Consider the following 25,275-nt stretch of genomic DNA (forward strand, 5'->3'; position numbering starts at 1 on the left):
GCCGCCCTGATCTCCCGCCGGCCATCCCCGGCGCATACCAGTATTCAGGGCACAGACATGCGCAGCCATTATTGCGGCCAGGTTACGGAAGCACACCTCGACACGGACGTGGAGCTTAGCGGCTGGGTTCACCGGCGGCGCGACCATGGCGGCGTGATCTTCATCGACCTGCGCGACCGGGACGGCCTGGTGCAGGTGGTCTTCGACCCGGATCGTCCGGAGAGCTTTGCCACGGCCGAGAGCGTGCGCGGGGAGTATGTCCTCCGCGTGCAGGGGCGCGTGCGCAGAAGGCCGGAGGGCACGGAGAACCCGGGCTTGAACAGCGGGCAGGTGGAGGTGCTCGGCCACGCCATCGAGGTCCTGAACACCGCCAAGACGCCGCCGTTCCAGCTCGACGACGTGGACGTGGGCGAGGACGTGCGCCTGCGGCACCGCTACGTCGACCTGCGCCGCCCGGAGATGCTGGAACGGCTGCGCACCCGGGCGCGGATCACCAGCGAGCTGCGCCGGTTCCTGGACGGCGAGGGCTTTCTCGACATCGAAACCCCCATGCTCACCCGGGCTACGCCCGAGGGCGCCCGGGACTACCTGGTGCCCAGCCGCGTCCACCAGGGGGCCTTCTATGCCCTGCCGCAGTCGCCGCAGTTGTTCAAGCAACTGCTGATGATGTCCGGCATGGACCGTTACTACCAGATCACCCGCTGCTTCCGCGACGAGGACCTACGCGCCGACCGGCAGCCGGAGTTCACCCAGCTCGATATCGAGACCTCGTTCATGGACGAGAACGGCATCATGGAGCTCATGGAGTCCATGATCGCCGGGCTGTTCCGCAATGTCCTGGGCGAGGAGCTGCCGCAGCCGTTTCCGCGCATGCGCTATGCCGAGGCCGTGCACCGCTTCGGCATCGACCGGCCCGATCTGCGCATCCCCCTGGAGCTGGTGGAGGTGGCGGATCTCGTCACCGACGTGGAGTTCAAGGTCTTCTCCGGGCCGGCCAATGATGCCAAGGGACGCGTGGCGGCGCTGCGGGTGCCCGGCGGCGGCGAGCTCACGCGCAAGGAGATCGATACCTACACCGAGTTCGTCGGTCGTTACGGCGCCAAGGGGCTCGCCTACATCAAGGTGAACGATCCCGCCCAGGGGCGCGAGGGGCTGCAGTCGCCTATTCTCAAATTCCTGCCCGACGAGGCCGTGACGGGCATTCTCGAGCGCACCGGCGCCGGGGCCGGCGATCTGGTGTTCTTCGGCGCCGACCGGGCGAGCATCGTCAACGAGGCTCTCGGCGCCCTGCGGGTGCGGCTGGGTCACGACCTGGGCCTGGTGGAGGCGGGCTGGCGGCCGGTGTGGGTGGTCGATTTCCCCATGTTCGAGTACGACGAGCAGGACCAGCGCCTGTACTCCCTGCACCACCCGTTCACCTCGCCCAGCGTCGACAGCGTCGACGAGCTGCGCGCGGTGGATGCCGAGCAGCTCCTCTCGCGCGCCTATGACATGGTGCTCAACGGCACCGAGATTGGCGGCGGCTCCATTCGTATCCACCGCCCCGACATGCAGCGCGCCGTGTTCGGGTTGCTGGGCATCGACGAGGACGAGGCGCGGGAGAAGTTCGGTTTCCTGCTGGACGCGCTGGAGTACGGCGCCCCGCCGCACGGCGGCATCGCCTTCGGCCTGGATCGCCTGGTCATGCTCATGACCGGCGCGCACTCCATCCGTGACGTCATGGCCTTCCCCAAGACCCAGACGGCGAGCTGCCTGCTCACGGAGGCCCCCGCGCCCGTGGGCGAGGCGCAGCTCCGCGAGCTGGGCATTCGGTTGCGCAAGACCGTCAGCGGCTGACCGGCGCCTGCTGGTGGATGGTCTCCGTGCCGTCCGGCCGGCGCACGGCGATGCTCAGGTACAGCCCGTGGGCTACGCCCGTCTCCAGGTTGACGTGCCCGTGGCCGCGCGCAGGGCGGCCCGCGTCATCCGCACCCACCACGTGACCGCAGTAGGTTAGTGATAGCGCGGACGGGGCGTGCGCGCTTTTCCCGGCGGTTTGTAGCCGCTGCAGGGCCTTGCCGCGTTGGCGACTCCAAATCAATGACTCCGGGTCGCCCGCCTGATTGCGGTCGATGGTCTCGTCGGTCATGCCGTCGGCGAAGCCCGCATGGACGACGTGGTAGCGGTGGTTCCCTTGACCGACCACGAGCACGTGGGGCAGCTCCCGCACCTGCTCGATGAGCGTGCGGAACTCGTCGTCCGGTGGCCAGAGATGGATCAGCCACTCGCCGCCATTGTTCTGGTGAAGGGCAAAGCGGGGGTCCTGCGTACCGGCGGCGCCGTCGAGTTCCCGGACGCTGCCGAGCAGTAGGTCCTCGTGGTTGCCCTTGACCGCATGGAACCACGGTTCGCGCAGCAGCCGCAGGCAGGCGACGGAATCCGGCCCGCGGTCGACCAGGTCGCCCACCGAGAGCAGGCGATCCGCTGCGGGGTCAAAGGAGAGGGCCTCCAGAGCCGCATCAAGCGTAGGACGATGGCCGTGGAGGTCGCCCACGACGAGATCGCGCCCCTGCTCGTTGGCGGGTAGCGAGACGATGCGCGCTTTGGGTTGGTTTCTAGGCCTTTTCCTCATCGCTGTGCCGCACCCATGGATATTTGCGATCGGGAACGTGCATGGCCCGCAGATGCGCGACCTGGACGCACGCCCCCTGTGTCGACGTGTTCATCATGACATCGTGCGCCCTGCTCCCGCAGCTACCCCTATCGGTACTGACGGCGTCGGTGTTGGGGGCGCTGCGCAAAGGGGCGGCAAGCAGCTGCTGCAGGGACTGGCTGTGACCAGGGTCGATGTGGCCCCAGTCACAAAAACGCGCATGGTTGCCCGTGTTTTCGTGATCCAGGTCGGAATTCCGCGGTTTGCCCCCTCGACGGTCACAGAAACGCCTGGTTAGGTTGGATGCAGGATCCATTGGTTGTGGCATTGTGTGAACCCGTTCACAAAATGCCGGCATTCTGGTATCAAGGAGGGTAGCCTGACCAGTTTCAGGGTTCCCAACGTGGCCCCGTTCAAGCCGGCCCGTCTGCGGGGGCGTGCCGACTTGCCGCTTGCTTCGGGGCGGGGGTGGCATTGGGTCAGGGTGGCAGGGAGCAAGAACAAAAAGGAACGTTGAATAATGATACGGCTATTCAGTCACTACGTGCCGCGAAATACGCTGTTCATCGCGGTGCTCGAGGCGCTAATCCTTGCCGCGTCCGTGTATCTGGCCGCTATCGTGTGGGCCGATCTCGGCTACACGGCGACAGCCGACCGGCTTGCGCTTGAATCGTTTATGCTCGCCGGGTCCATGCTGCTCGTGATGAGCCTGCTTGGTGTCTACGGACAATCCTCGATCGAGGGCTGGAAGACGACATTGATCCGGCTGATCGTCGCGGCCGCTTTGGGCTTCGGTGTTGTCGATTTCCTCTCGCGTGAGCTTGACGGGACCTTGGCCGTTTTGGGGATGCCTGGCGTCATCGGGGTCGCAGGGGCGTTGGCGGTGATCTCGCTCGAGCGGGCGGTCGTGTTTCGCTGGAAGGGCGCGAAGGTGTTCCGGCCGCAAGTGCTTGTCCTTGGCACCGGTTCACGGGCTGCCCGTGTCGACGAGATCGTGCAGGCTCAGCCGTCGGCGCGCCGGATGGACGTTGTCGGTTTCGTGCCGGCGAACGAAGAAAGCCACTATGTCCCTGCACGCCGACTTGTCGGACGCGAGGCGGGGGAGACCCTGTGGACCCTAGTGCGCCGTTACGGGATCAGCGAGATCATCGTCGGCGTGCGGGATCGGCGCAACGGCGGCCTTCCCGTCGAAGAACTGCTTGAATGCCGGCTGCACGGGGTGCGTGTGACCTATCTTACGGACTTCTTTGAGCGCGAGACGGGTCAAATCCGTGTGGAGTCGCTGAACACGAGTTGGCTGATCTTCAGCGAAGGGTTTCGCCGCGGCAGCCTGCGCAATATCGTCAAGCGCACGTTCGATATTCTCGCTAGTGGAGGGCTACTGCTCGTCACCGCACCGATCATGTTGCTCACCGCGATCGCGATCCTGGCGACGATGGGCTCACCGGTTTTCTACAAGCAGCAACGTGTCGGCGAGGGAAGACGAGTCTTTACGATTCGCAAGTTCCGCAGCATGAAAAACGATGCGGAGAAAGACGGCAAGGCGCGCTGGGCGACGAGCGACGACGACCGGATCACTCGCGTAGGGCGCGTGATCCGCCTATTGCGCATTGATGAGCTGCCGCAGATCTTCAACGTCTTCCGGGGCGATATGAGCTTCGTCGGGCCGCGGCCGGAGCGCCCCGAGTTCGTGCGCGAGCTTGCCGAGGAGATCCCCTACTACGATGTTCGCCATAGCATTAAACCGGGGATTACTGGCTGGGCGCAGGTGCGGTACGCGTATGGCGCGTCCGTGGAGGATGCCCGGCAGAAGCTCCAGTACGACCTCTACTACGTCAAGAATCACACGCTGTTTCTGGATATCATGATACTGCTGGACACCGTCCAGGTGGTTCTGTTCGGTAAAGGAGCGCGTTGACCGATTAGTCACGGCGGAATCCCGGATTCCGTGGGAGAGACCTCCGCTTCCTGCCGGCACCTCTAGACTGCCCAATCGGGCACCAACCAACACGGAAAGCTTGCATGCCCGCAACCATCCCAACCTTGCCGGATGCCCGCATCGCCGTGATCGGCCTTGGTTACGTGGGGCTTCCGCTGGCAGTGGCCTTCGCCGACCGTTACCCAGTGACGGGGTTCGATGTCAGCAGCCAACGCATCAGTGAGCTTAGCGAAGGCGTGGATCGCACACGCGAAGTGAGTGCGGAGAGCCTTGATGAGGTGCGCAACCTCCGGTTCACGGCGGAATCGACGGATCTCGACGCATGCAATGTGTTCGTGGTGACGGTGCCGACGCCGATCGATAAGCACAAGCGCCCCGATCTCGGGCCGCTTGTGCGTGCGAGCGAAATCGTGGCCCGCGCGCTGAAGCCGGGCGATGTCGTGATCTACGAGTCCACCGTCTATCCGGGGGCGACCGAAGAGGACTGTGTGCCGGTGCTCGAACGGGGCTCAGGGCTGCGCTTCAACGAGGACTTCTTTGCCGGATACAGCCCCGAGCGCATCAATCCGGGCGACAAGGCGCACACGGTCCGCGATATCGTCAAGGTCACTTCGGGGTCTACACCGGAAGTGGCCGAGTTCGTGGATGCGCTGTACGCGAGCGTAATCCGTGCCGGGACCCATCGGGCGACGAGTATCCGGGTGGCCGAAGCGGCCAAGGTCATTGAAAACACCCAGCGTGACGTCAATATCGCGCTGGTCAATGAGCTCGCCATTCTATTCGGTCGCATGGGCTTGGACACCTTGTCCGTGCTTGAGGCGGCCGGTACCAAATGGAATTTCCTGCCCTTCCGCCCCGGGCTTGTCGGGGGGCACTGCATTGGTGTCGATCCGTACTATCTCACGCACAAGGCCCAGGAGCTTGGCCATCATCCGGAAATGATCCTGGCCGGGCGGCGGATCAACGACGGGATGGGCCGTGTTGTGGCCACACAACTGTTGCAGCTCATGGCCGAGCGCGGTCAGACCCTCGTCGGTGCGCGCGTCTTGATTCTCGGACTTGCGTTCAAAGAGAACTGCCCGGATCTGCGTAACACCCGGGTCGTGGACGTGATCGAGGAACTCAAGCGCTTCAATGCCCAGGTGGACGTGCACGACCCGTGGGTAGACCCCACTGAAGCCGAGAATGAGTACGGCCTGACCCCGATTCGGGAGCCGGAGGCGGCTGTGTATGATGCCTCGATATTGGCGGTCGGCCATCGCGAGTTCGTGAATCGAGGTGCGCCCGGTATTCGCTATTACATGAAACCAGGAGCGTGCCTGCTGGATATCAAGGGTGTGTTCCCGCGAGAGGAGGTCGACGGTCGCCTGTGAGCGGCCGTGGGAAACCAGGGCCACCGTGGGCGGCGGGCCTGGTGCAGCGGCTACGTCGTTCTAGTGAAGGTACGCCTGATGGCGGGCTCAGCGGGCCGCGCCGAGTCCAAGCAGTCCGAGCCCGAGTAGGGCAATCGTGCCCAGCTCCGGTGCGGGAACCGTCTCGTTGAAGGCGATGTTGTTGAACTTGAAGACGAACTCCGAGGCTGTCGCAATCACGCAGTCGAGTGCACCGGTCGAGATGATGTTGACGTACAGGGTCCCTTCGACGCCCTGGTCCCCATTCGGGCTCTCCAGTACATCACTACCGGTGACGTTGCCGACGAGGTCCTCGCCGTTAAACGAGCTCAGTTTGTTGTAGTTATCGACTGAGCCCGAGAGCAAGTCGGTACCAGCGGTAAACCATGCCCCTGGTTCCGTCCTCCCCATACCCTAGAGGCCGCCGGACGAGGGCCGGGCGTTGGTACCATGTTGCAAGCGGAACCGCCACGTTGCCGTGAATGGCGAGGCCGCGGGTGTTGAAGACCTTGCAGTTGCCGGTCTAAGGGACCTTCAGCGGGGAACCATATCTTTCCAAGTGGGAAGATATGGTTTTAGCGGCTCAAAGACCTCGAACACCAGCGTTTAAGGACCGTGAGAAACTGAGCCGCGCCAGGGATGCTCGCAATCGCTGGCGCGGCTCGCCCGTCCGTGTTTACTTCCTGCTTCGGCTTACTGGCGGCTGGTCCAGCGGCGACGCATGGCCATGCCAATACCCGCGAGGCCGATGCTCATGAGCGCTAAGGCCCCGGGTGCGGGGACTTGTGCCGGATCATCGCCGATGTCTGCGCCTCCAATCGTGGCACCATCGAAGGCTAGTCCGGATTGATAAGCCGTGTCGGCCCAGTTTACGACACCGAACTGCAGCGAGTACTCGCCGGCCTGATCGAACAGGAACGAAGCGTTGACCCAGTCCGTAGACCCGCAGCCGTCGTCCCAACAATCTCCTGAGGAGTCACCGAGTGGAGACCACTGCGGCGCCCCGGAAACGACCGGGGTATCTTCCGGATCCAAGGTCACGTCGACATCGGGCTCCGGCAGACCAAAACCCGGTACGGTGTCGCCATCCGGATTCGTGCGCGCCGTGAACAGCTGAATCGGATCGTCACCAACAGGAAGGACTTGCGCCCAGCCGTAGTCTGTGTAACTACCACCGTCAGATGTGACGTAGTTGAAGTAGAAATCCAGCTCGTCACCGGCGTCCGCGGAGAAGGTGGGTGACGTAATCGTCGAGCCGGTGGTCTCGTCTTCAACACCGAGTCCATCCATATCGGCACCGTCGTCGGTGGAAATCCAACCGTACTCGCTACTCGCGAACGGTGACAGATCTACCGCTCCGTCGGCCCCGGAGGTGCCGCTGTTGCCTACGGTCGTCCAGTCGGACAGATTTACAGGGTCCGCCATTGCGGGCCCGGTCAAGCCGGCCGCAGCAACCAGTGCAAGGATACTCACGCCGCACTGAGCTCTTTTACTCATTTGGTACCCCTCCTCTTCACCACCGTTTGGCTGAAAACCATCTAAACTGCTTAACGGTGTTGAGCGAAAGGCATCCTCGCTATAGGATGCGCATCAGATCCTTGCAAAAGTCGTTCCGAAAGAAGGAGAGTTAATAACCCGTATCTTGTGGTCTTTTCAGTCCCCACGTCATGTGGTGCCATTTCTTGGTGTAAAGGAAACGTTGATCCAATAACTTTTCAGCGGCTAAATACGGCTTGTCGAAGGTCGGCATCGGCCGGAACTGAGGTCTCCTCGGATAATTAACCGGTCAGCCGCGGCGCCTACGCCGTGCTGCGACACCTAGCCCTAGCAGGCCGAGGCCGAGCAGGCCGAGCATCGTCGGTTCGGGGACTTGCACTGACCCCGTGCGTGCAAACAACGTGATGTGGGATAGATCCGGGATGTTGCCGTTTTTCGTATAGGCAATCTCCCACGTTCCATCGGTCGGATCTGTATTCACGACGAGGTCCTCGAACAGCCACAGCGCATATCTGTTCGAGCCCTTCAGCGCCGCAACAAAATCAAACGCAGCCGGCAACGGCGTTCCCGTGGCGCTCAACGACCAAGTCCCGTCGTCGCTTCCATCCCAGTCGAGCGTGAACGTGTAGCCGTTGAGTTCGCCGGTTTCCCCCGAGCTGTCGCCCTGGATCAAGTGCGTCCAACCGGTGCCCCACTTGGTACTGACGATCGCGTCGACGTCGGTTTGGTCATTGACGTTGTCTACGACCACACCATAGCAATCGTTTGCGTCGGCTGAATCATAGGCCATGTCCGACACAGAGATCCCGTCTGTTTGTTCCGCGTCGCTGCAGAACAGGGTGGTCGCGTCGGCGTTATTGAACGCTGCTGTTGACACGAGTGCCGCGCTGCTGATCGCCGCCGTTGAGAGAACTGATTGCCATGCTTTCATGATGCTGATTGCTCCCGCAAAGCCCAGATTCATAATGATTCCGAACTCGGGATGCCGTTTTCGCGCCTTCTCCCGGATGCTTTGCCGGAAAAATGTAAGCACAGCGGCATCCTATATCCGAGCCTATGTATGCAAGAGCCTCGCCAGTTCACCGTTGTTTTAATGAATACAAAAGCATAGATCGCCGGCGGTTCGGCTTTTATAGAGTCTGTGTCAAGGAATTCGACGTCCGTTAACCTACGCAGAATAGCGAGTCTCGGTTGTGACCTGACCGGAACACGTGCCTTTGCGGGCTTTGGTGCTCGTGACGGGGCGGAAGAGTTCGTCTACCCGTGAACTCCGGCCTCATGCCAGCACCCTTCTCGTCGACGTCGATGATCATGTCGCCTGTGGCGGGCTCTGCCCGGACGGTGAACGATATCGTCGTCGGGCCTGCCTGTCCGTTTTCGGGAGCAACAGAGCCCTCATGTTGGATGACCCCGTGCCCAGACGACGCCCACGGGACATTGTCAAGCGGTCCGACAGGGCTCTCGACGTGCATCACTTGAAGTCAGGCTAGCTAAATATTGCAAGGATATTCCCAGCAGCAAAATCCAAGTTTGTCGGACACGTTGACCACTTCACGTGACATCGTCTCCGTAGGCATGATTCGACTGACAATGGCTGGCGTGCAACGACCGCTTCAGTGCCTGGAAAAAGAACAGCCCCGCGCAGGGCGGGGCTGATGAACGCTGAGGCGACTACCTGTTCTAGCGCCTGCGGCGGGCGCCAACCAGCATCCCGAACAGCCCGAGCCCCATCAGGCCGAGGGCGCCGGGTGCCGGCACCGATACCTCGGGATCGATCTCGCGCAGAATCTTCGCGCTGATGGCGTCGCTGAAGCCGTTAAAGTCCTGAACGATGTCCTGGAACGCGCCAGGGCCGGCAATGACGTTGGTCGCTCCATAGTCCAGTGCGTTGATCTGGTCATTTGGGTCATCGCCGAAGAACTCCCGGTCGTCGATCCACAACGCGTTGATGGTATCGATGTCGCTGGCCAGGGCCGAATCCCGTGCGGCCTGGAGCGGTTCACATACGGGGGACGAGTAAATGCAGTCAACGCTCTCCGAGCCATCGCCGGAAACGTCGATCACATTTCTCGTGCCTTCATAGCCATTGTCCGTGAACAGATCGACGCCGAAGTTCAAGCCATTGGTCATTCCGGTGCTTGTGCCGCTACCGCCACGTGGCGCTTCAGCGATTGCGTCGGCGAAAGCGTTGGCCGAAGCTGCGTCACTGATCTGGGTCCAGTCCACGGCCACGCTCGCGGAACTGGACCAGTCGACCAGCGTGACCGCGATCGATCCGATCGAGCCATCCATGATCTTGGATATGATGTCGCCGTCACGGAAAGCGGCTTCATAGCCGTTGCGCTGAAGTGCGAAATCGTTGCTGTCGACGCTGCCCGACACGTCATTGAGAAGCGCAAGTTCCAAGTCCACAGGCACTGCTTGGCCGGTGCCCGCCCACATTGCCGAAGCACAGACAAATGATATCAATACCTTGCGGCGCATATTCTTCTCCCCTTATTGATTTTGGCGCGAGACTGCACGCCCTACCGTAAACGCTTTCGACCATTCGAGCCGGCGACCCTTGGCGCCGGCCAACCGTCGGAATCCCCATGGACTCGGGAACCCCGGCAACGGTTACAACCCCTAGATTGCAATTAACATGCACAATCGATAATTGCTCTATAAATCATATAGTTTATCGATTCACTCAGCCCGGCACGGCTCGTTGGTGTAATGTGTTTCGACGATCCGCCAAATAGCTGCCTGATTGGCCGGGCCGGGCACGGGGCATGCCTCCGCACTTCGGAAACCTTGAAGGATAGCTGCACGTGAGCGCGGGCGGGGTGGCGCACCCAGGCGGCAACGCGGCGAGGGCGGGCGAGAAGACGGCATCAGGGGTTCAACCGAGCGGCTTACCGCAAGTGGGTCGCTTACAGGACGGGAAATCCTGGTGGCGCTCTCTCATAGGCCCTGGCCGTTGACGCCAGTGGTTCCTGTGCAGGAACGGCCGAGACACTACGGGCTATTTTGGAGGGCACGGCGAGCAACGCACCCTGCTCTCGGCCCCCGACGCGTTCATTCATGTCTCTCACAGATCCAATTCTCGCCGACACTTTCAAGGCGGAGAGCCCGGAGAAAACCGACTTTGTCTTGGTGGCGATCGGGACGCTGCCGGCGCCCGGGTGCCTCGTCCTTTTGGGCGCAAGCCTAGTCGGATTTCGGATCGTGGCGCGGCGCCGCTAGGCCATAAGCTGATAACGCGGCTTGGTCCGGCTTGAAAACGGCGGCCCTTGGCCGCCGTTCCTCGTTGCGGTGCCAGTGGTGAGCGAAGGCGAGCCCCGCGTCGCGTGGAGCTGGTGGTATTTACTCGAGTTCTTCCATCAGACGATGTGCCTGTTCGCGCGACGGGAAGGGCTCGTCCGTATCGAGCGCCTCACGGAGCTGCTCTCGCGCGCGCCCCGTTTCACCGCTCTCGGCGAGCGCAGCCGCATAGTGGTAGCGAATGCCCAGATTGTCGGGGGCCTGCTCGACGGCATTGGAAAGCAATTCGATAGCCCGCTCCACGTTGCCCGCCTGGAGTTCGATCCAGCCGAGAGTGTCGGTGACGGCCGGACTGTCGGGTGCGAGTTCGTGCGCCGCTCGGGCCGTCTCCAGGGCGCGATCATCGTCGATCTCGTGATAGCTCCAGGCCAAGTTGTTCAGTATCGATGCGTTGTCGTGGTTAGTCGCCTCTGCCAGCGCCTCGAAATGTGGTACGGCCTCCAGATAGTCGCCGCGCTGCACGTACCACTGGGCTAATGACATCCGGCTGCCGTTATCGTCCGGGTTGTTCTCAAGCCACCGCTCTAGTGGCGCGGCGGGGTTGTCTATGCCCGCTTCGTTACGGCTCGTAACAAGCGGGCCCAGGGCGTCACGCTGTCCCGCGTCGACGGCGCGATCGTAAGCGGCTGCGGCGGCCTCGTGCTCGCCCGCGGCGGACAAGGCGTGGCCTTGTGCAAGATTCCCAGGACCTGTGCCGTTGTCCTGTTCCTTGAGCGCGTGCGCGGTCTCCAGGGCAGCTTCGTAGTTGCCTTGCTCGATCTGCGTCATGGCCAATGTGTAGGCCGGTTGGATCAACTCCGGCCGGTCAGCGACCAGCGCCTTGAGAGTCGCTAGCGAGCCCTGCGTATCACCCTCTTCACTCTGTGCTTGCGCGAGCTGGAAGCGCAGCTCGGCCGAGTCAGGCGCGGCGTCGACCGCCGCCTGTAGGCTGTCGACCGCGGCCTCGGCTTGGCCGGCCTCGAGGCGAAGTCTCCCCTGAAGCGCAAGGACTTGTGGGTTGCGGCGAGCGCGCTGCACAGCCCTATCGGCTGCCGCGAGTGCTGCCTCGAGATTGCCTTCGCGGCGTTGTAACCGGGCAATGGCGACGTAGGGCTGGACAGCTTCTTCAGCAGCGGTCGCCCCGCGCTCAAGGGCGTTGATAGCGTCCGCGGTGTTGCCGAGGCGATTGTGTGCCTCGGCAAGTGCCATGAGAGCGGTCAGGTTGTCGGGCGCGATCTGGAGTCCTCGTTCGAGATGGCTGACCGCCCCCTCGGCGTTGTCTTGTGACAGCGCCAGGAGCCCCATGTTGAACGCGACCTGCGCACTGTCAGGTGCCAGCTCGCTTGCGCGCTCAAAAGCGGCCTGAGCTTCGTCGAAACGCTCAAGCGCCATGTAGACGCCGCCGGCGACGTTGTGTGCCGGGGCGCTTTCGGGATAGTTGTCAACAAGGGCCTCAGCCTCCTGAACGGCACGGTCCGTTTCCCCGCCGCGCAGCGCGGCTAGCGCGAGGTATTGCCGGCGCATGAGCTCGTCGTCACCACCGGCAAGCCCCGGTTGTTCCAGCAGCGCGAGCGCAGGCTGGGCAGCGCCCTGGCCCATCAACGTCCGTGCGAAGCGCAGTCGCGCACGCTGTGTCTCCGGATTGCCCGGGTCTGGTGTGTCGAGATTGGCGATGACGCTTTCTATATCGTCGCCTGCCGCGCGCGCGAGCAGAGCCAGCGCCTCGCTGTCATCCGCCACATGACGGATACCCTCAGCGAGAACGCGACTGGCCCGCTCACCCTGGTCCATGCCGCGGTGAGCCGTGGCGAGCATCGCGCGCGCTTGTGCATTCGCTGGCTGGGCGGAGACCACGTCTTGGAGCAGATTGACTGCCTGTGCGTATTGCTCCTCCTGAAGGCGAATGGCACCCAAGACGAATTGCGCCGGCATGTTGTTCGGGGCATTGCTGAGTACCGTCTGCAGACGTTCTTTCGCCGTATCGAGATCGCCGTCACCATAGGCGATCACCCCTGCCAGATAGTTGGCATACGGATGGCGGGTGCCTTGCTGGCGCATGGTCTCCACATGCTCCTTGGCCTCGTCCTGACGTCCTTCGGCGAGAAGAATCTGGGCATACTGGCCGCGCGCGTTGAATTGCTCTTGCACCGAGATATCTGTGAAAGGCAAATCCAGAACGCGCTCATATGCGGCCAACGCGTCGTCGCGGCGGTTCGCGAGGCGGGCGGCGTTGGCGGTCGCAAGCCAAGCAGCAGGTGATTGCTCGTCGGCAGCTACGGCGCGCTCGGCAAAGTCTGCCGCGTCGCTCGGACGATTGGCGTTGGCAGCCAGTCGCGACAGACCGACCAAGGCGGTGACATGGTCATCGTCCCGGGCAAGCACATCCTCAAACGCTCGTCGGGCCGCCTGCTGATTCCCGGTCTGACGGTGTGCTTCACCGATGAGTGCTTCAAGATCAGCCCGGGCGTCAGAGTCGGTGAGGTCGTCCATGCTGACACGTGCGTGGACTTCCTCGGCGCGGCGGTCCCAGATCAGGGCACGGGCGAGCTTGGGGTCAATACGGTCTGCGGAAATGCCGCCGGCACGTGCGCGTTCGAGCGCGTCCACAGCGCGACCGTATTCCCCTTGGCGTAGCGAGGCGACGCCGAGCCCGTAGCGTGCCTCGGCGTTGTCCGGATTCTCTTCCAGCACCTCCCGGTAGTCGGCAATGGCGGACTGGTAGCGCCCTTGTTCGCGCATCTCGGCGGCGCGTTCCATGAGTTCGTCAACCCCTTGGGCGCCGCAACCAGTGACTATAATGGCCAGCGAGGCCAGTCCGAGCCAGTATCGAATTCCTTGCTGCATCATCTCACTCCGTTTACAGGACGAACGCCCTGACTTTTGCCGTTCAGGTATCCGCGCCGGCCTTGACGCCGTGCTTGCGCATCAGGTCGTACAGTGTGGGGCGCGAGACCCCCAGAAGCTCCGACGCCTTGGACACGTTGCCGTTGGCATGCGTCATCGCCGTCTCCAAAGCTCGTTGTTCAGCCTCGTGACGCACTTGCCGCAGATTCAAAGGGGGGAGGGTGCCGACCCCTCCGTCCGGTTCCGCGAGGCTGAGGTCGGCACTGTCGATCAACTTACCATCAGTGAGAATGACGGCCCGTCGGATTGCTTTCTGAAGTTCACGCACATTGCCGGGCCATTGGTAGCCATGGATCGCATTGATGGCGTCGTCGGTGAACCCCCGCACGTCCTTGCCTTCCTTCTCCGCTTCCTGGATGAGGAACATCCGCGCGAGAAAGACGCTATCGCCTTCGCGCTCGCGCAGCGGCGGAATGGCAATCTCGATGTCGTTGATCCGATAGTAAAGATCCTCGCGGAAGGCATTGTCCTTGATGAGTTGGCCGAGATTTTGGTGGGTCGCGCAAATCACACGCACGTCCACCGGAATCGACTGACGCCCGCCGACGCGCTCCATGACACGCTCCTGGAGAAAGCGCAGCAGCTTTGACTGCAGCGCCATGGGCATGTCACCAATCTCGTCGAGCAAGACCGTCCCGCCGTCGGCGTTCTCGAGCTTGCCCTTCGTCTGCCGATGGGCTCCGGTGTAAGCACCCTTCTCGTAGCCGAAGAGCTCACTCTCGAGGAGGTTTTCCGGAATAGCGGCGCAATTGATCGCCACGAAGTTGCCTCTGGCCCGGTCGCTGAGGCTGTGGAGCGCACGCGCAAGCACTTCCTTGCCCGTGCCCGTCTCACCGAGCAGGAGGATGTTGCCGTTGGTGTTGGCGACTTTCTCGACCATCCGACAGATCTTGAGCATGCGCTGGCTGCCAGTGGCGAATCCGTCCAGGGCGGTTCCCTGCGTGCGCAGCAGCTCACGATTCTGCCGTTCCAATTCAGCAACATGGAAGGCGCGCTCAACGATGAGGTTCAGCGTGTCGGGTTCGACGGGTTTTTCGTAGAAGTCGTAGGCGCCGAGGCCGACCGCCTTGACCGCGCTGGATTCATCGCCGTTGCCGGTAACGACGACGACTTTCGTATGGGGGGCCGCACTGAGGATCTCGCTGAGCGTGGCCATGCCTTCACTTGTGCCGTCCGGGTCCGGGGGAAGACCGAGGTCCTGGAGCACAACCATGGGCTCGTGGCGGCGCAACTGCGCAAGTGCGCTTTCACGGTCCTCGGCATAGAGCACCTCGTAGCGATCAAAGTGCCAGCGAAATTGCGCCTGCATGCCGGGGTCGTCCTCGACGATGAGCAGCTTTTGTGCACTCACCGGGCTCCTCCTGTCTGTGCTGCCGTGTCGCTCATCGATGCGTGAGGCTCGCCATCCCGCTGCCGGGCCGGCAGCGTCAGCCGGAACCGGGTGCCGGCACCCGGTTCACTCACCACACTAACGCGCCCGCCGAGCCGGTGGGCGAACTCGCGGGCCTGGTGCGCACCGATCCCCATGCCCTTGCTGGATTTGGTGCTGGTGAACGGGCGGAAGAGTTCATCGCGCACGAACTCGGGTGTCATACCCGCACCGGTGTCCGCGACGTCGATGATCATCTCGTTACCGGCAACTTCCGCGCGGACGGTGACCGTGCCGTCATCGGGGGTGGCGTCCTGGGCATTGCGGACGAGATGGACCATGACCATGGCGAACTCGTCCGGGTCCGCCTCGACCACGCGGTCTTCCGTGGCGAGCTCGAGGTGCGGGTGCGGCGTGCGGTCGCCACAACGCGCGGCGGCGTCGTTGAGCAGGCGCTCGACGTTCACCCGCTCGGTGAAACCGCGTTTCTGACTGCGCTGCAGGTGCTCCAGCAGCCGCTCCATGCGGCGCACGGAATTGCCGATGGTCTCCATGGCGTCGTCGACAAAGGCCGGGTTGTGCTTGTGCTTGTCGGCATTTTTTACAACCAGCGACTGCTGCGCGATAAGGTTTTTCAGATCGTGCATGAGGAACGCCGTGAGCTGGTTGAATGCCTCAAACTGCCGGGCCTGGGACAGCGCCTGAGCGTCCTCGTATTGCCCGAGATAGCTGGCAATCTGGCGGCCGAGCGTTTTGAGAAGATCACGGTCCTCCCAGGTGATCTCGGTATTCACATCAGGCCGGGACAGGAGAATGAATCCGGTCACCGTCTCCTGCTGGAGCAGCGGAATAATCGCCCATGCCTTGTCCATGTTCTCGATGGCGGCCGGAAGAGTCATGTGGTTGTACCGCTCCGGGCGATCACGGTACTCCGCCATGTCGATGATCCATTTATGTGTGCGCAGGAAGGTCACTAAGGGCGCGTCATCCGCGATCGTACTGTCGGCTGCGACGTCCGTGCGCCAGGCCCCCATGGGGGTGAATCCCCCTTCGAGCTCCTGGTGGCGCCAAACCACGCCGGACGGGCTGCCGACGATGGTTGCGACCACATGAATGGCGCGCTGATATGGGGTAAGGCCGTCGTTTTCTTCGGCGAGGCGATGCGTGAGCCGGAGCCACTCCTCGCGGTAGTCGTACTTGTTGCTGAAAAAATGCTTGCTCAAGAAGACCCGCAGGCGCGCCCGGACATCGCCGGAGGCGAGCACCGCGATTAGCGCGACAGCCGCGGCTACCGTGAGCACGATCTGCGCGAATGCGCCCCAGGACCCGCCAAAGTCCCGGATATAATAGCCGCCGACTGCGATGAGCAGCAGGTATCCCCCGGCGCCCACGACGGCGGCGGTGTGGAACGCCACATGTCGGGAGACGAACACGGCCAGCGCCCAATCCCGGTTGCGCTGTGCGGCCACGGCGATCAACGGGACGGCAAGCGCCTGCACTGCGCCCCGGGCGTGCCACGCCGTAATATCGAGTTGCCGAAACAACAGGGAGTCGGCATACAGGTAGAGGTCGTAGGCGAAGATGACACCGACGCCGAGGCATAGGAACTTCATCGCCCAGCGGCGATCCTGCGGCAGATTCCGGTAGAGTTGCTCGAGGAGCACGAGGCCGAGCAGTCCGGAGAATAGCCCGCCAGTGATAAACAGCCCGTGCACCCCCATGGCCAGAGGTTGCCAGCCGCCCTCTGTGATGATCCGGTGTGCGCTGATTCCGATCAGCAACACGGACGGCCCGCCTAGGGCCAGTACCTGGAGTACCGGAATGGCGCGGCTCGCTCGCCGGAGCGGGGCGAGCAGCGATGCGACAAACGCGAGCCATAGCCCGCTACGCAGCAGCTCGGTGGTCTCCACGAAGAAAACGGGCAGCTCGGGCGTCCAGGCGCCGGCAGCGAGCACGGCGGCCCATAGAGCGGTCGCGGCGCATGCCCCGGCGAGGAGGACGCCGTGCCACCCACCGCGCCAGCTTGTGACCATCAGCACCGCAAGGAACGCAAAGGCCGCGGCGCCGAGGCCGTAGCTGATGAGCCCAATGACGCTCATTGGCTGCCCCCGCGGGCTTTGTGCGACGGAGAACGAGACACTTGGCGCACACCCCGAGCGCGTTGTATTTGTTGATCGTAGCAGCAGCCCGCCTCAGGCTCTGCTTTAACGGACATTCTACACGACGCGAACGCTTCGATACTGCAATGAGCCATTGTTTCCGGGTAAACTCACGTACCGAATCTCCTAGTTTAGCGACGAGCCAATCACCGAGGTTGTCAAGAGGCGCTCCCACCGTATGGCTCAGCCGATTCGCAATGCGCTCACCGTCGATGTGGAGGACTACTTCCAGGTCAGCGCGCTCGCCGGCGCGATTCCGCCGGAGGACTGGGAGCGCTGGCCGAGCCGCGTCGTACGGAACACTGACCGGGTTTTGGACCTTTTCGCCCGGCATGATGTGCACGGAACATTCTTCGTGCTCGGCTGGATCGCTGAGCGTCAGCCGGATCTCGTGCGCCGCATTGCTGATCAGGGCCATGAGATCGCCTCCCACGGCTACAGTCACCAGCTTGTCTACAATCAGACACCTGCCGTCTTCCGCGAGGAGACACGGCGGTCCAAAGTGCTGCTTGAAGACATCATCGGTTCCCCCGTTACCGGCTATCGGGCGGCCAGCTATTCCATTACACCGGAGTCGCGCTGGGCGCTGGACGTTCTTGCTGAGCTGGGCTTTAGCTGGGACTCAAGCCTGTTCCCCGTGCATCACGATACCTACGGCATGCCAGGCACACCCGAGCAGCCCTACCGGCTGACCACCGACGGCGGCGCGGAGCTGGTGGAGTTTCCGCTTTCGACGTTACGAGTCGCCGGCCAGCGGGTGCCAATCGCGGGGGGCGGGTATTTTCGACTGTTCCCCTACTGGTTCAGTCGTTGGGGGCTTGGCACGATAAACGCCCGCGGTCAGCCGTTCATCTTTTACCTGCACCCTTGGGAGGTGGACCCGGACCAGCCACGCGTTCCGGGACTGCCTTGGAAGTCGCGGTTCCGTCACTACAACAACCTCGACCGCTTCTATCCTCGTTTGGACAAGCTTCTCGGCGCATTTCCCTTTGGCCCGGTCACCGAGATCCTAGCCGAGCAGTCCTTGCGACCCTCGGCGCCCGCTGCGGAGCATCGCCCGGAGCCGACGGCAGCGAGCTAGTAGTACTTTGTTATTTATAGGCCATCACGGCTCCGAGACGCCTCAATGGCGACCTGCGCAAAGAAGGCTTGCAGCACAAGGCGCCGCAGGATAGCAATGCTTTTGCGCGTCCGCTAATAGTAATAGGTATCGATTATCTCGGTACTGATGGCATGGGACGCTCTTGATTAGATGCACAAAGGCGCCGACACTTGTTGCTCTGCCGGACAAAATTGATGGGATCCTCGGTTGACGACACCCGTGCCCGTGCTGGACTTGGTGGACTTGAATGGCCGGAACCGTTCGTACCGGATCAATTCTGGTGCCCGGCGCGCCGGTGCCGCTCTACCCCCATGACGACTTGGTCGCGCGCTACCGTTGCGCACACCCTCACGCAACGACTTTCGATGGGGCCTCCTGCCTGTAGGCTGTCGTTCATCAAAGACACCAGAAAATTGTAATTCTAACAGCGGCTTAAAGTGCAGTTCAGAGCATGCTTGTTCGGTTCGTCGCAAAACGACGACAGGTTTCCGCTCTCCCGCGGTTTCCTTGGCCGGGTTGCAGGTGACCTAACCCTTGGATTTTATTCAATTATTGATGATTGGCCTGGTTTTTGCGCGCGTGCTGTCACAAGCGTTATCCCGAGAACCGATGTCGAGTTCGGACTGGATTGCGTCTCCAGTCGCGCTTCCATCTGCGCATTTGTGAGGGCACCGCACATGAACGACCTCTCGTCCGTGTATGGCCATGTTTTGCTTGCTCAGCTTGTTGACAACCCAGCCTCCCAAGAGCTGGCCTTCCGATTACGACACCAGGTGTACTGCAAGGAGCGAGGCTTCGAACCGGACGACAGTTTTCCTGACGGCCTGGAAAGGGATGAACACGACGACCGTGCGCTCCAGATCCTTGTCCGCAATCGGCTCTGCGGCTCGCCGCTAGGGGTTTCCCGTGTCGTGCTGGATGACCCAGGCGCACAGAGGAGCCTGCCGGTAGAAACCCATGGTTGCACGGCGGTCAGGGAACGTCTCGCTCGGCTGCGGGCTATGGAGTACGTCCAGTTGGCGGAAATCTCGCGATTTGCTGTTACCCGGAACCTCAACCGTGTCGTCGAATCGCAACAGGATGTTGGCTCGGCTCATGTGTCGATGGGAGTGATTGCCATGATCTTCGCGCAGAGCTGGCGTTATGGCGTCACACATTGGGTCGGCTTACTGGATGCGAGCCTTCCGCGTTTCCTGCGTCGCCTCGGTATTACTTGCCAGCCGATCGGTTCAGTCATTGAGTTCCGCGGCACCCGTCAACCGGTGCTGGCCGACCTGCGGGATGTCTGGCAGGGAGTGGCCCGGCGGAATCCGGATCTGATCCGCTTGGCGGAGCGTTTCGCGAACGAGAGTCCGCTTCCCATGTCGCAGGCAACGGCGCACGCAGCCGCAAACTGACAGGGGAAGGTGTTCCAGGGCGGCGTGGCCGGAAGTGTCCAGGCCCACGTACGCTCGATGGACGCGGTCAGATTTCGTCCGTCCCTTCCACGTCCGGGTCGTCTGCGGAGCGGGCCGGCCGGTAACGGCCGGGTGCGAGAATCCCTTGTGGGTCGAGCGCGTGACCGAGCCGAGTGATGAGCCGGTTCCATGCCGCCGCGCTTTTGTGGTTGATGGGCTCCATCTCATGGCTGCCGAGGCGGTACGGGTAGTATCCTGCGCCGGTCAAGGCGTCGAGCAGTTCGCGATGGCAGCTCAGGGCACGGCTGTCCTCTCCGGGCACCCCGCGATCATAGTGAAGGGCGACGATGCAATCGAGGGCCCGTTCCGAGATGACGGTCATGGAAATCATGGGCTCGAAACCATGTCTGTCGAAAACCTCTTTGACGATGGCGTTGAGCTGAACTGCATCGCCGCCCTTCAGCGGCGCGACCGGAGCGCACCAAAGCAGACCGCACCGGTCGCGGTCCGGGTCCGGTTCACTGGGCACGCCACCGGTGTGTCGCCAGTAAAGGCTCTTTAGCATCTCTTCGGTGGGGACGCCAGTCTTGATGCCCGTGAGCGCACGCAGCAGTTCGGTGATCCGCCGGACTGGAGTCCGGGACACAACGGTCAGGGGGGCCGCCAGTCGCTCCATCCATGCCAATCGGCGCTCATCGAGAAAGCGAATCTGGCGGACTTTTACTTCGCGGCGAACTCTCCGCCGAATCTCACGGCGTGCCAGGGAGACTTGTGCCCGAGTGCCGTAGAGACCGCCCGAGAAGCTCCACGGCCCGGCACCAGAGCGCTCCAGGGCCTGATCGACGTGCTTCCGGGGCAGCGGCGTGCGTCCGCCGGTCTTCTGCCACGGGAAGGTCGGGTTGAGGGCGCTATAGATCTTGTACGCGTTGCCGATGTGGACCGCGCTGCGAACGAATCCTTGCCGCCGTAACTCACGAAGCGCGGTGACACAGCCGTGCAGGTCGTCTTCCCGTGCCAAGGTCACGTGGAAGTACTGGAAGTACTCCGGCTTCGGCATTAGCCATACTGTCATCGCCGTCACGATACCGAGGTTCGATTGGGAGAACAGACCGTCGAGATACGGGCCGACGCCCCAGCGGTAGGCGTCCTTCGCCTTGGCGTTGTCGAAACGGCCGAACCCGGTATGCAGCAGATCACCATCCGCCGTGACCACCTCGAGCGCGCAGACGTGGGCAAAGTGGTCCGCGTACGGGCTGTGCCCGAAGCCGCGTTCGATGTAATTCGCGAGCACACTGCAATGGCTGCTTGAGCCTGTGACATCGAGCCAGTACTGGTCGCCTTCTGCGTTCAGGAACGCCGCCAGTTGCCCCTGAGAGACGCCCGGCTCCAGCGAGACGGTCCCCAGTTCTGGGTCGTATTCACGGATGTGGTCCAGGCGGCTCAACCGCAGGACAACGCAATCGCCGCAGTCCGGCGGAAGGGTCCCGTAGCCCCAGTTCCGTGCAGTACTGACCGTGTACAGTGGGATGCCGTAGTGGGCCGCGATACGCACGCACGCCTGCACTTCCGTGACGGTGCCCGGAAGGAGTTCCACCGCGATGCGGGCATCGTGAGGGAAGGTGTGTCCCAGTGCGCCGTCGGCTGGCTCCCGATCCCCCAGGACATGGCTCTCCCCGAGAAGCCGGGTCCACTCTTCGGTGGCCTGATCAAGAGAGGTTGCCCACGTGTTCGACGGTGCCATTGGGTTTCTCTGGGCCGGGCGCCGACCCCGACTGCGGTCCCGCCCTGTCTACGCCTGCAAGGGGTATCCCGCACCCTAACCGGGAACTTGAAGCCCCATTATGCAGGGTATCGCGGCGCGATACAGCCACAACGAAAAACAGGGAGCCGAGAGCGGCCCCCTGTTTGCTAACTGAAAATGAGAGTCTTTCCCAGACGTTTCAGCGCCGCCGGGCAGCAGCGAGACCCATTCCCAGCAGACCAACACCAAGCAAGCCCAGAGCGCCCGGGGCCGGTACCTGGGTCGCGGAAACCTGGAGCTGGAATTGTGCCGTGGTTGCCTGGTCTTCCTCTGTCATGAAGCCAAAACAGCCCGGACCAGCGCCCGCTTCGTCGCAGGCCTCATCGTTCAGTGTACCGAGCCCAGCGGCAACGATGGACACTGTATAAAGCCAGCCATCAACCTCGAAGCTCTCCTGCAGATCACTGGGGTCGCCACCGAGCAAGAAGATATCGTCGCAATTCGACGCTGACCCTTCGAAGCAGGAGTCTTGGTTTAACGTCTCGGTAAAGAATATCGGGAACGTCCGATCATCGTCGAATGAACCATCGCCGGGAGGTGCAGCCTGCGTCAGCGTGAGCGAACTCAGCAGGCTTGCACTTTGCAGCAATGGGTACGAAGACAGTATGGCGTTATTAAAGTGCGTGACCTCGGCGGTATCTTGTGCCGCGCCATTAGTCTGCAGGCTGCCGGAGAAGGACGTGTCTCCGATCTCCAGTGCGCTTCGGCTGTTGGAGGCGTTAGCGTCTACGTTGATGAAGTTGCCATCGTCATCGATAAAGTTGTCGTCGTCCGCCGCCCCCCAACTAAGGAGACTGCTACTGACCGATGTGCCTCCTCCGCCGTCGCCAGAAGTGAATGTCGGAGCGCCGCCCCCGTCGGTGACCCATTCCAGTGAGCCATTGAAATCCCAGTCCGTGATCAGTTCCGCGCTTGCCGGTGCGGTGACCAGTCCCAGCGCGGCGCCTGCGGCTACGGCAACGTGTAAGCTCTTCATGTTCATTCCCTCCGAAACGCGTGTTTGATCCGTCGAATAGACGTCTGTCGTGTCCAGTTGCGATGCACTCTTCCGTATGGTCTGCCTCGATCATCAAGTTTGCAATCCTGATGCCAGCTACTTTTTTAATGTTTAAATACAGAAACTTAGCTTTGCACCCTGGCTACAGTCTTGGCCTTGAACCCGATGCGTGCCCACCACCCGTAAAGAGAACTGACGCTCCTGGGGCGAATCCCGGCCTGGTGTCCCAGCAATCCGGCATGCGAGCCCCGGACGCGTAGGTGGCCAACCCGGGTTTCGGATCGGCTTGTCGCCTCGGAAAGAGGGCCCGGGCCCGTGTTCGCGGTTGAACGGGCAGTACGGACACGGGATGTGGGTCCTGCCGTTGTCGCCAGCATGGAATGCGATGTGCTGTAAAGAATGTCGACGGTCGGCGTCGGGGCGGAGCGTTCCTGTGTAAATAAGGGAGGTCTTGGGCCGCCTACCGCACGTATGGCCGCAGGGCGTGCTTTCCGTCGCATGGCAGATGCGCAATGGCACGTGTGCTCGGTCACCAAGCGCGTGTCCTTGCTGCCGTGCGCCCATGGAAGAGGCACAGGACGGCGGGAAGCAGCAGCAGATCGAACAGCAGCGCGGCGGCCAGCGCGCCTGCGGTGAGTAGGCCAAAGGCCTGGGTCGGCTGGAAGTCGGACGTAGTCAAGAGCAGGAACTGCAGGCAGAGCACCAGGGTCGTCGCGCAAAGCGCCCGGCCCGTGCCCCGGACAGCGCGCGCGAGGGCGAACACCGTGCCTGCACCCCGCGCGCGTCTCAGGCGGTAGGCGTGAAACAGATGGATGGTGTCGTCAACCGCGATGCCCACCGCAACGCTAGCTATCATGGCGGTTCCCGTGTCCAGCCAAATGCCAAAGGTCCCCATGGTGATAAAAATGCAGAGTATCGGGGCCGCGTTGGGAATCATGCACAGCGCTGCGGCGGGCAACGAGCGCCAGATCAGGACCATGAATAAGAACACGAGGATGATCACCACCACAAGGCTGCGGATCTGCCCTTCGATCAGCAACTGTACCTGATCGGCGAACAGTCTCCCGGTGCCCGCGGTAGTCCACCGGATCCCTGTCGTATCCTGCACGCCGACCTCGTCCCGCATGCGTTGAGTGAAGGCGGCCAGCTCCGAGGCGCCATGGATGTTGAGATTGGTCACCAAGCGCGCGCGCTCGAAGTCGCGGTCAACCATGTCATACAGGTCACGACCGTCATAGATGAGTAGATACTGAGCGATGATCTGGCGGTTGTCCGGCAGTTGGCGGTAGTCGGGATTGCCGTCGTGAAACGCCTGGTGCATCTCCTCGATGACGTCCACCAGAGAGAACGTGTAATCCACCTCTGGTTGCGCCGCTAGCCACTCTTGGAAGCGCTGCACTACGCGCAGGTGATCCGGATCGCGAAGATCGGTTCCTGGGGGGGCGTCGAACACGATCTCCATCGGCATGACGCCGCCCAGCGTGTCCTCGACGCGTTCGGTCGCCTGTGTGAGTGAGTGACTCTGGTCGAAGAACCGGTACAGATCCGTTTCCACCGTGATGTGCCGCAACTGCGGCAGGCCGATGGCCAAGATGACGACCGTCCCGATCACCACGGCCAGGGGGTGACGTAAGGCATAGCGTGTCAGCGGCCTTGTGACCCGGTCCAGGTGCCGGAGCTGGCCACGCTTGGTGTCCCATTCGCCGTGGTCCCAACGCAGCACAATGGCCGGCAACAGCCAAGTGACGACGAAGTAGATCACGAGCACTCCGATCGCGGCGGAGATTCCCAGCGTTGCAATCGGCTGAATCGGGCTCAGGGCGAGGGACGCGAGTCCCGCTGCTGTGGTCAGTGCGGTGAACAGGATCGGGCGGTGAACCGCGGCCAGAACATGCCCCATGCGGGGGAGACCGCGGAGTCCGGTGCGGGTCGCTTGATGCATACCGTTGAACAGGTGCATAAGCGCCGCCATGGAGATGGCGGCAAGCAGTGGAGCGGTGATAGTTTGGATCAGGTTGAAAGGCTGGTTCAGCAGGGCGACCATCGCCAGGGCCGTGTGCGCGGAGGCGGCGGTCGTGGCGATTGCCGCAAACAGCACCAGGTAGCGGCGGAACAGCAGCCACAGGAGCGCCAGCCCGAGCAGCAGCACACCGGGGATGAAAACAAGATTATCCCGCACCATAGCGCGTAGCTGGGCAACATCGAGCGCGATGGGTCCCGCCACGGCGGTCAGCTCTGTCGCGAGCCCTGAGGAAGCAATCGCCTCACGGGTCAGGCGCTCCACCGCCCGTCGATCGAGGCTTCCGCGAAGATCCTGGGGCCGGACAATCAGGGCATAGGCGGCGCCGTCCGTCGAGACAAGGAGGCCCGCCGCATTGCGGTCCTCCGTTGCTCGAGTTCGCCAGTCTTCCGGCGGCCTCGTTTCCGGGGCGTTGCCATCTACAAGGGGCTCCACCGCGAAACCGTCGGGTGTGGCGCGGATGCTTTCGGTTGTCGTGACCGCAAGCACCCGCTCCACCAGCGAATGGCCTTCCAGCTCGCGCGCCGTGTCGTGGAGGACTTGCAGGAAGTCATGATCGAAGAGCCGCTCTCCCTCGAATAGGGCGATCAGTACTTCCTCCGACGGAAAGCGTTCTCGCAGCGCGCGCTCAAACTGCACTGCATCGGCGTGTTCGGGAAGGTAGGTTTCCGGGGCGTTGTCCACCTCCAGAGTTCCGAGCACGGCCAGCGGCGCCGCAACCACCAGTACCAGGATGCACAGAGCCAGGCGTGGATATCGCAGCATCGCGTACGGCATGGGCGGCG

Annotated in this window: 16 protein-coding genes; 5 read left to right on the top strand and 11 right to left on the bottom strand. The window is 62.5% G+C overall.

All coding sequences use genetic code 11. The features are described 5' to 3' along the window. Positions 1-57 precede the first annotated feature (57 nt). Complete coding sequence (gene aspS, locus QWY84_RS06030; RefSeq protein ID WP_290201549.1) at positions 58-1,836, top strand: aspartate--tRNA ligase; 1,779 nt, start codon at positions 58-60, stop codon at positions 1,834-1,836. Here the strand turns inward: aspS and QWY84_RS06035 are convergent. Continuing rightward, positions 1,826-2,611 (bottom strand): metallophosphoesterase, encoded by a 786-nt coding sequence (locus QWY84_RS06035; protein WP_290201550.1) that lies wholly within the window; start codon positions 2,609-2,611, stop codon positions 1,826-1,828. The two genes, aspS and QWY84_RS06035, sit on opposite strands and share 11 nt — an antisense overlap. Positions 2,612-3,155: 544 nt before the next feature. Here QWY84_RS06035 and QWY84_RS06040 point away from each other — a divergent pair. Next, complete coding sequence (locus QWY84_RS06040; RefSeq protein ID WP_290202688.1) at positions 3,156-4,550, top strand: TIGR03013 family XrtA/PEP-CTERM system glycosyltransferase; 1,395 nt, start codon at positions 3,156-3,158, stop codon at positions 4,548-4,550. A gap of 104 nt (positions 4,551-4,654) precedes the next feature. After that, a complete protein-coding gene (locus QWY84_RS06045) occupies positions 4,655-5,944 on the top strand; it encodes a nucleotide sugar dehydrogenase (protein WP_290201551.1) in 1,290 nt (429 codons plus the stop codon). Between the two features lie 87 nt (positions 5,945-6,031). Here the strand turns inward: QWY84_RS06045 and QWY84_RS06050 are convergent, their stop codons facing one another. The 7 genes from QWY84_RS06050 to prsK all read right to left on the bottom strand — a co-directional run bounded on the left by QWY84_RS06050 (position 6,032) and on the right by prsK (position 17,113). Beyond that, positions 6,032-6,373, bottom strand: coding sequence for a hypothetical protein (locus QWY84_RS06050; protein ID WP_290201552.1), 342 nt, complete (start codon positions 6,371-6,373; stop codon positions 6,032-6,034). 282 nt (positions 6,374-6,655) lie between these two features. Then, entirely contained in the window at positions 6,656-7,459 is an 804-nt protein-coding gene (locus QWY84_RS06055; protein ID WP_290201554.1) for an NF038132 family protein, read from the bottom strand. A gap of 289 nt (positions 7,460-7,748) precedes the next feature. Beyond that, a complete protein-coding gene (locus tag QWY84_RS06060) occupies positions 7,749-8,492 on the bottom strand; it encodes a PEP-CTERM sorting domain-containing protein (RefSeq protein WP_290201556.1) in 744 nt (247 codons plus the stop codon). 647 nt (positions 8,493-9,139) lie between these two features. Then, the gene (locus tag QWY84_RS06065; RefSeq protein WP_290201558.1) at positions 9,140-9,943 is read right to left on the bottom strand and encodes a DUF1194 domain-containing protein; all 804 of its coding nucleotides are present in this window, start codon (positions 9,941-9,943) and stop codon (positions 9,140-9,142) included. Between the two features lie 861 nt (positions 9,944-10,804). Then, the gene (prsT, locus tag QWY84_RS06070) at positions 10,805-13,588 is read right to left on the bottom strand and encodes an XrtA/PEP-CTERM system TPR-repeat protein PrsT (RefSeq protein WP_290201559.1); all 2,784 of its coding nucleotides are present in this window, start codon (positions 13,586-13,588) and stop codon (positions 10,805-10,807) included. 40 nt (positions 13,589-13,628) lie between these two features. Continuing rightward, a complete protein-coding gene (gene prsR, locus QWY84_RS06075) occupies positions 13,629-14,996 on the bottom strand; it encodes a PEP-CTERM-box response regulator transcription factor (RefSeq protein WP_290201560.1) in 1,368 nt (455 codons plus the stop codon). Next, positions 14,993-17,113, bottom strand: a complete 2,121-nt coding sequence (gene prsK, locus QWY84_RS06080; RefSeq protein WP_290201561.1) for an XrtA/PEP-CTERM system histidine kinase PrsK — start codon at positions 17,111-17,113, stop codon at positions 14,993-14,995. The genes prsR and prsK overlap by 4 nt, the downstream gene beginning before the upstream one ends. Positions 17,114-17,351: 238 nt before the next feature. Between prsK and QWY84_RS06085 the strand changes: the two genes are divergently transcribed. Continuing rightward, a complete protein-coding gene (locus tag QWY84_RS06085; protein WP_290201562.1) occupies positions 17,352-18,254 on the top strand; it encodes an XrtA system polysaccharide deacetylase in 903 nt (300 codons plus the stop codon). Between the two features lie 698 nt (positions 18,255-18,952). After that, positions 18,953-19,672 carry a PEP-CTERM/exosortase system-associated acyltransferase gene (locus QWY84_RS06090; RefSeq protein WP_290201563.1) on the top strand — a complete coding sequence of 240 codons (720 nt, stop codon included), beginning with the start codon at positions 18,953-18,955 and terminating at the stop codon, positions 19,670-19,672. A 67-nt stretch (positions 19,673-19,739) separates the two neighbouring features. On the opposite strand, the gene QWY84_RS06095 is transcribed toward QWY84_RS06090, so the two are convergent. The 3 genes from QWY84_RS06095 to QWY84_RS06105 form a co-directional block, all read right to left on the bottom strand. Then, positions 19,740-21,413 (bottom strand): FAD-binding oxidoreductase, encoded by a 1,674-nt coding sequence (locus tag QWY84_RS06095; protein WP_290201564.1) that lies wholly within the window; start codon positions 21,411-21,413, stop codon positions 19,740-19,742. A 199-nt stretch (positions 21,414-21,612) separates the two neighbouring features. Further along, positions 21,613-22,455 carry a THxN family PEP-CTERM protein gene (locus tag QWY84_RS06100; RefSeq protein WP_290201566.1) on the bottom strand — a complete coding sequence of 281 codons (843 nt, stop codon included), beginning with the start codon at positions 22,453-22,455 and terminating at the stop codon, positions 21,613-21,615. Between the two features lie 544 nt (positions 22,456-22,999). Beyond that, complete coding sequence (locus QWY84_RS06105) at positions 23,000-25,267, bottom strand: efflux RND transporter permease subunit (RefSeq protein ID WP_290201568.1); 2,268 nt, start codon at positions 25,265-25,267, stop codon at positions 23,000-23,002. Positions 25,268-25,275 lie beyond the last annotated feature (8 nt).

Source organism: Aquisalimonas lutea (assembly GCF_030409225.1).
Lineage (GTDB): Bacteria > Pseudomonadota > Gammaproteobacteria > Nitrococcales > Aquisalimonadaceae > Aquisalimonas > Aquisalimonas lutea.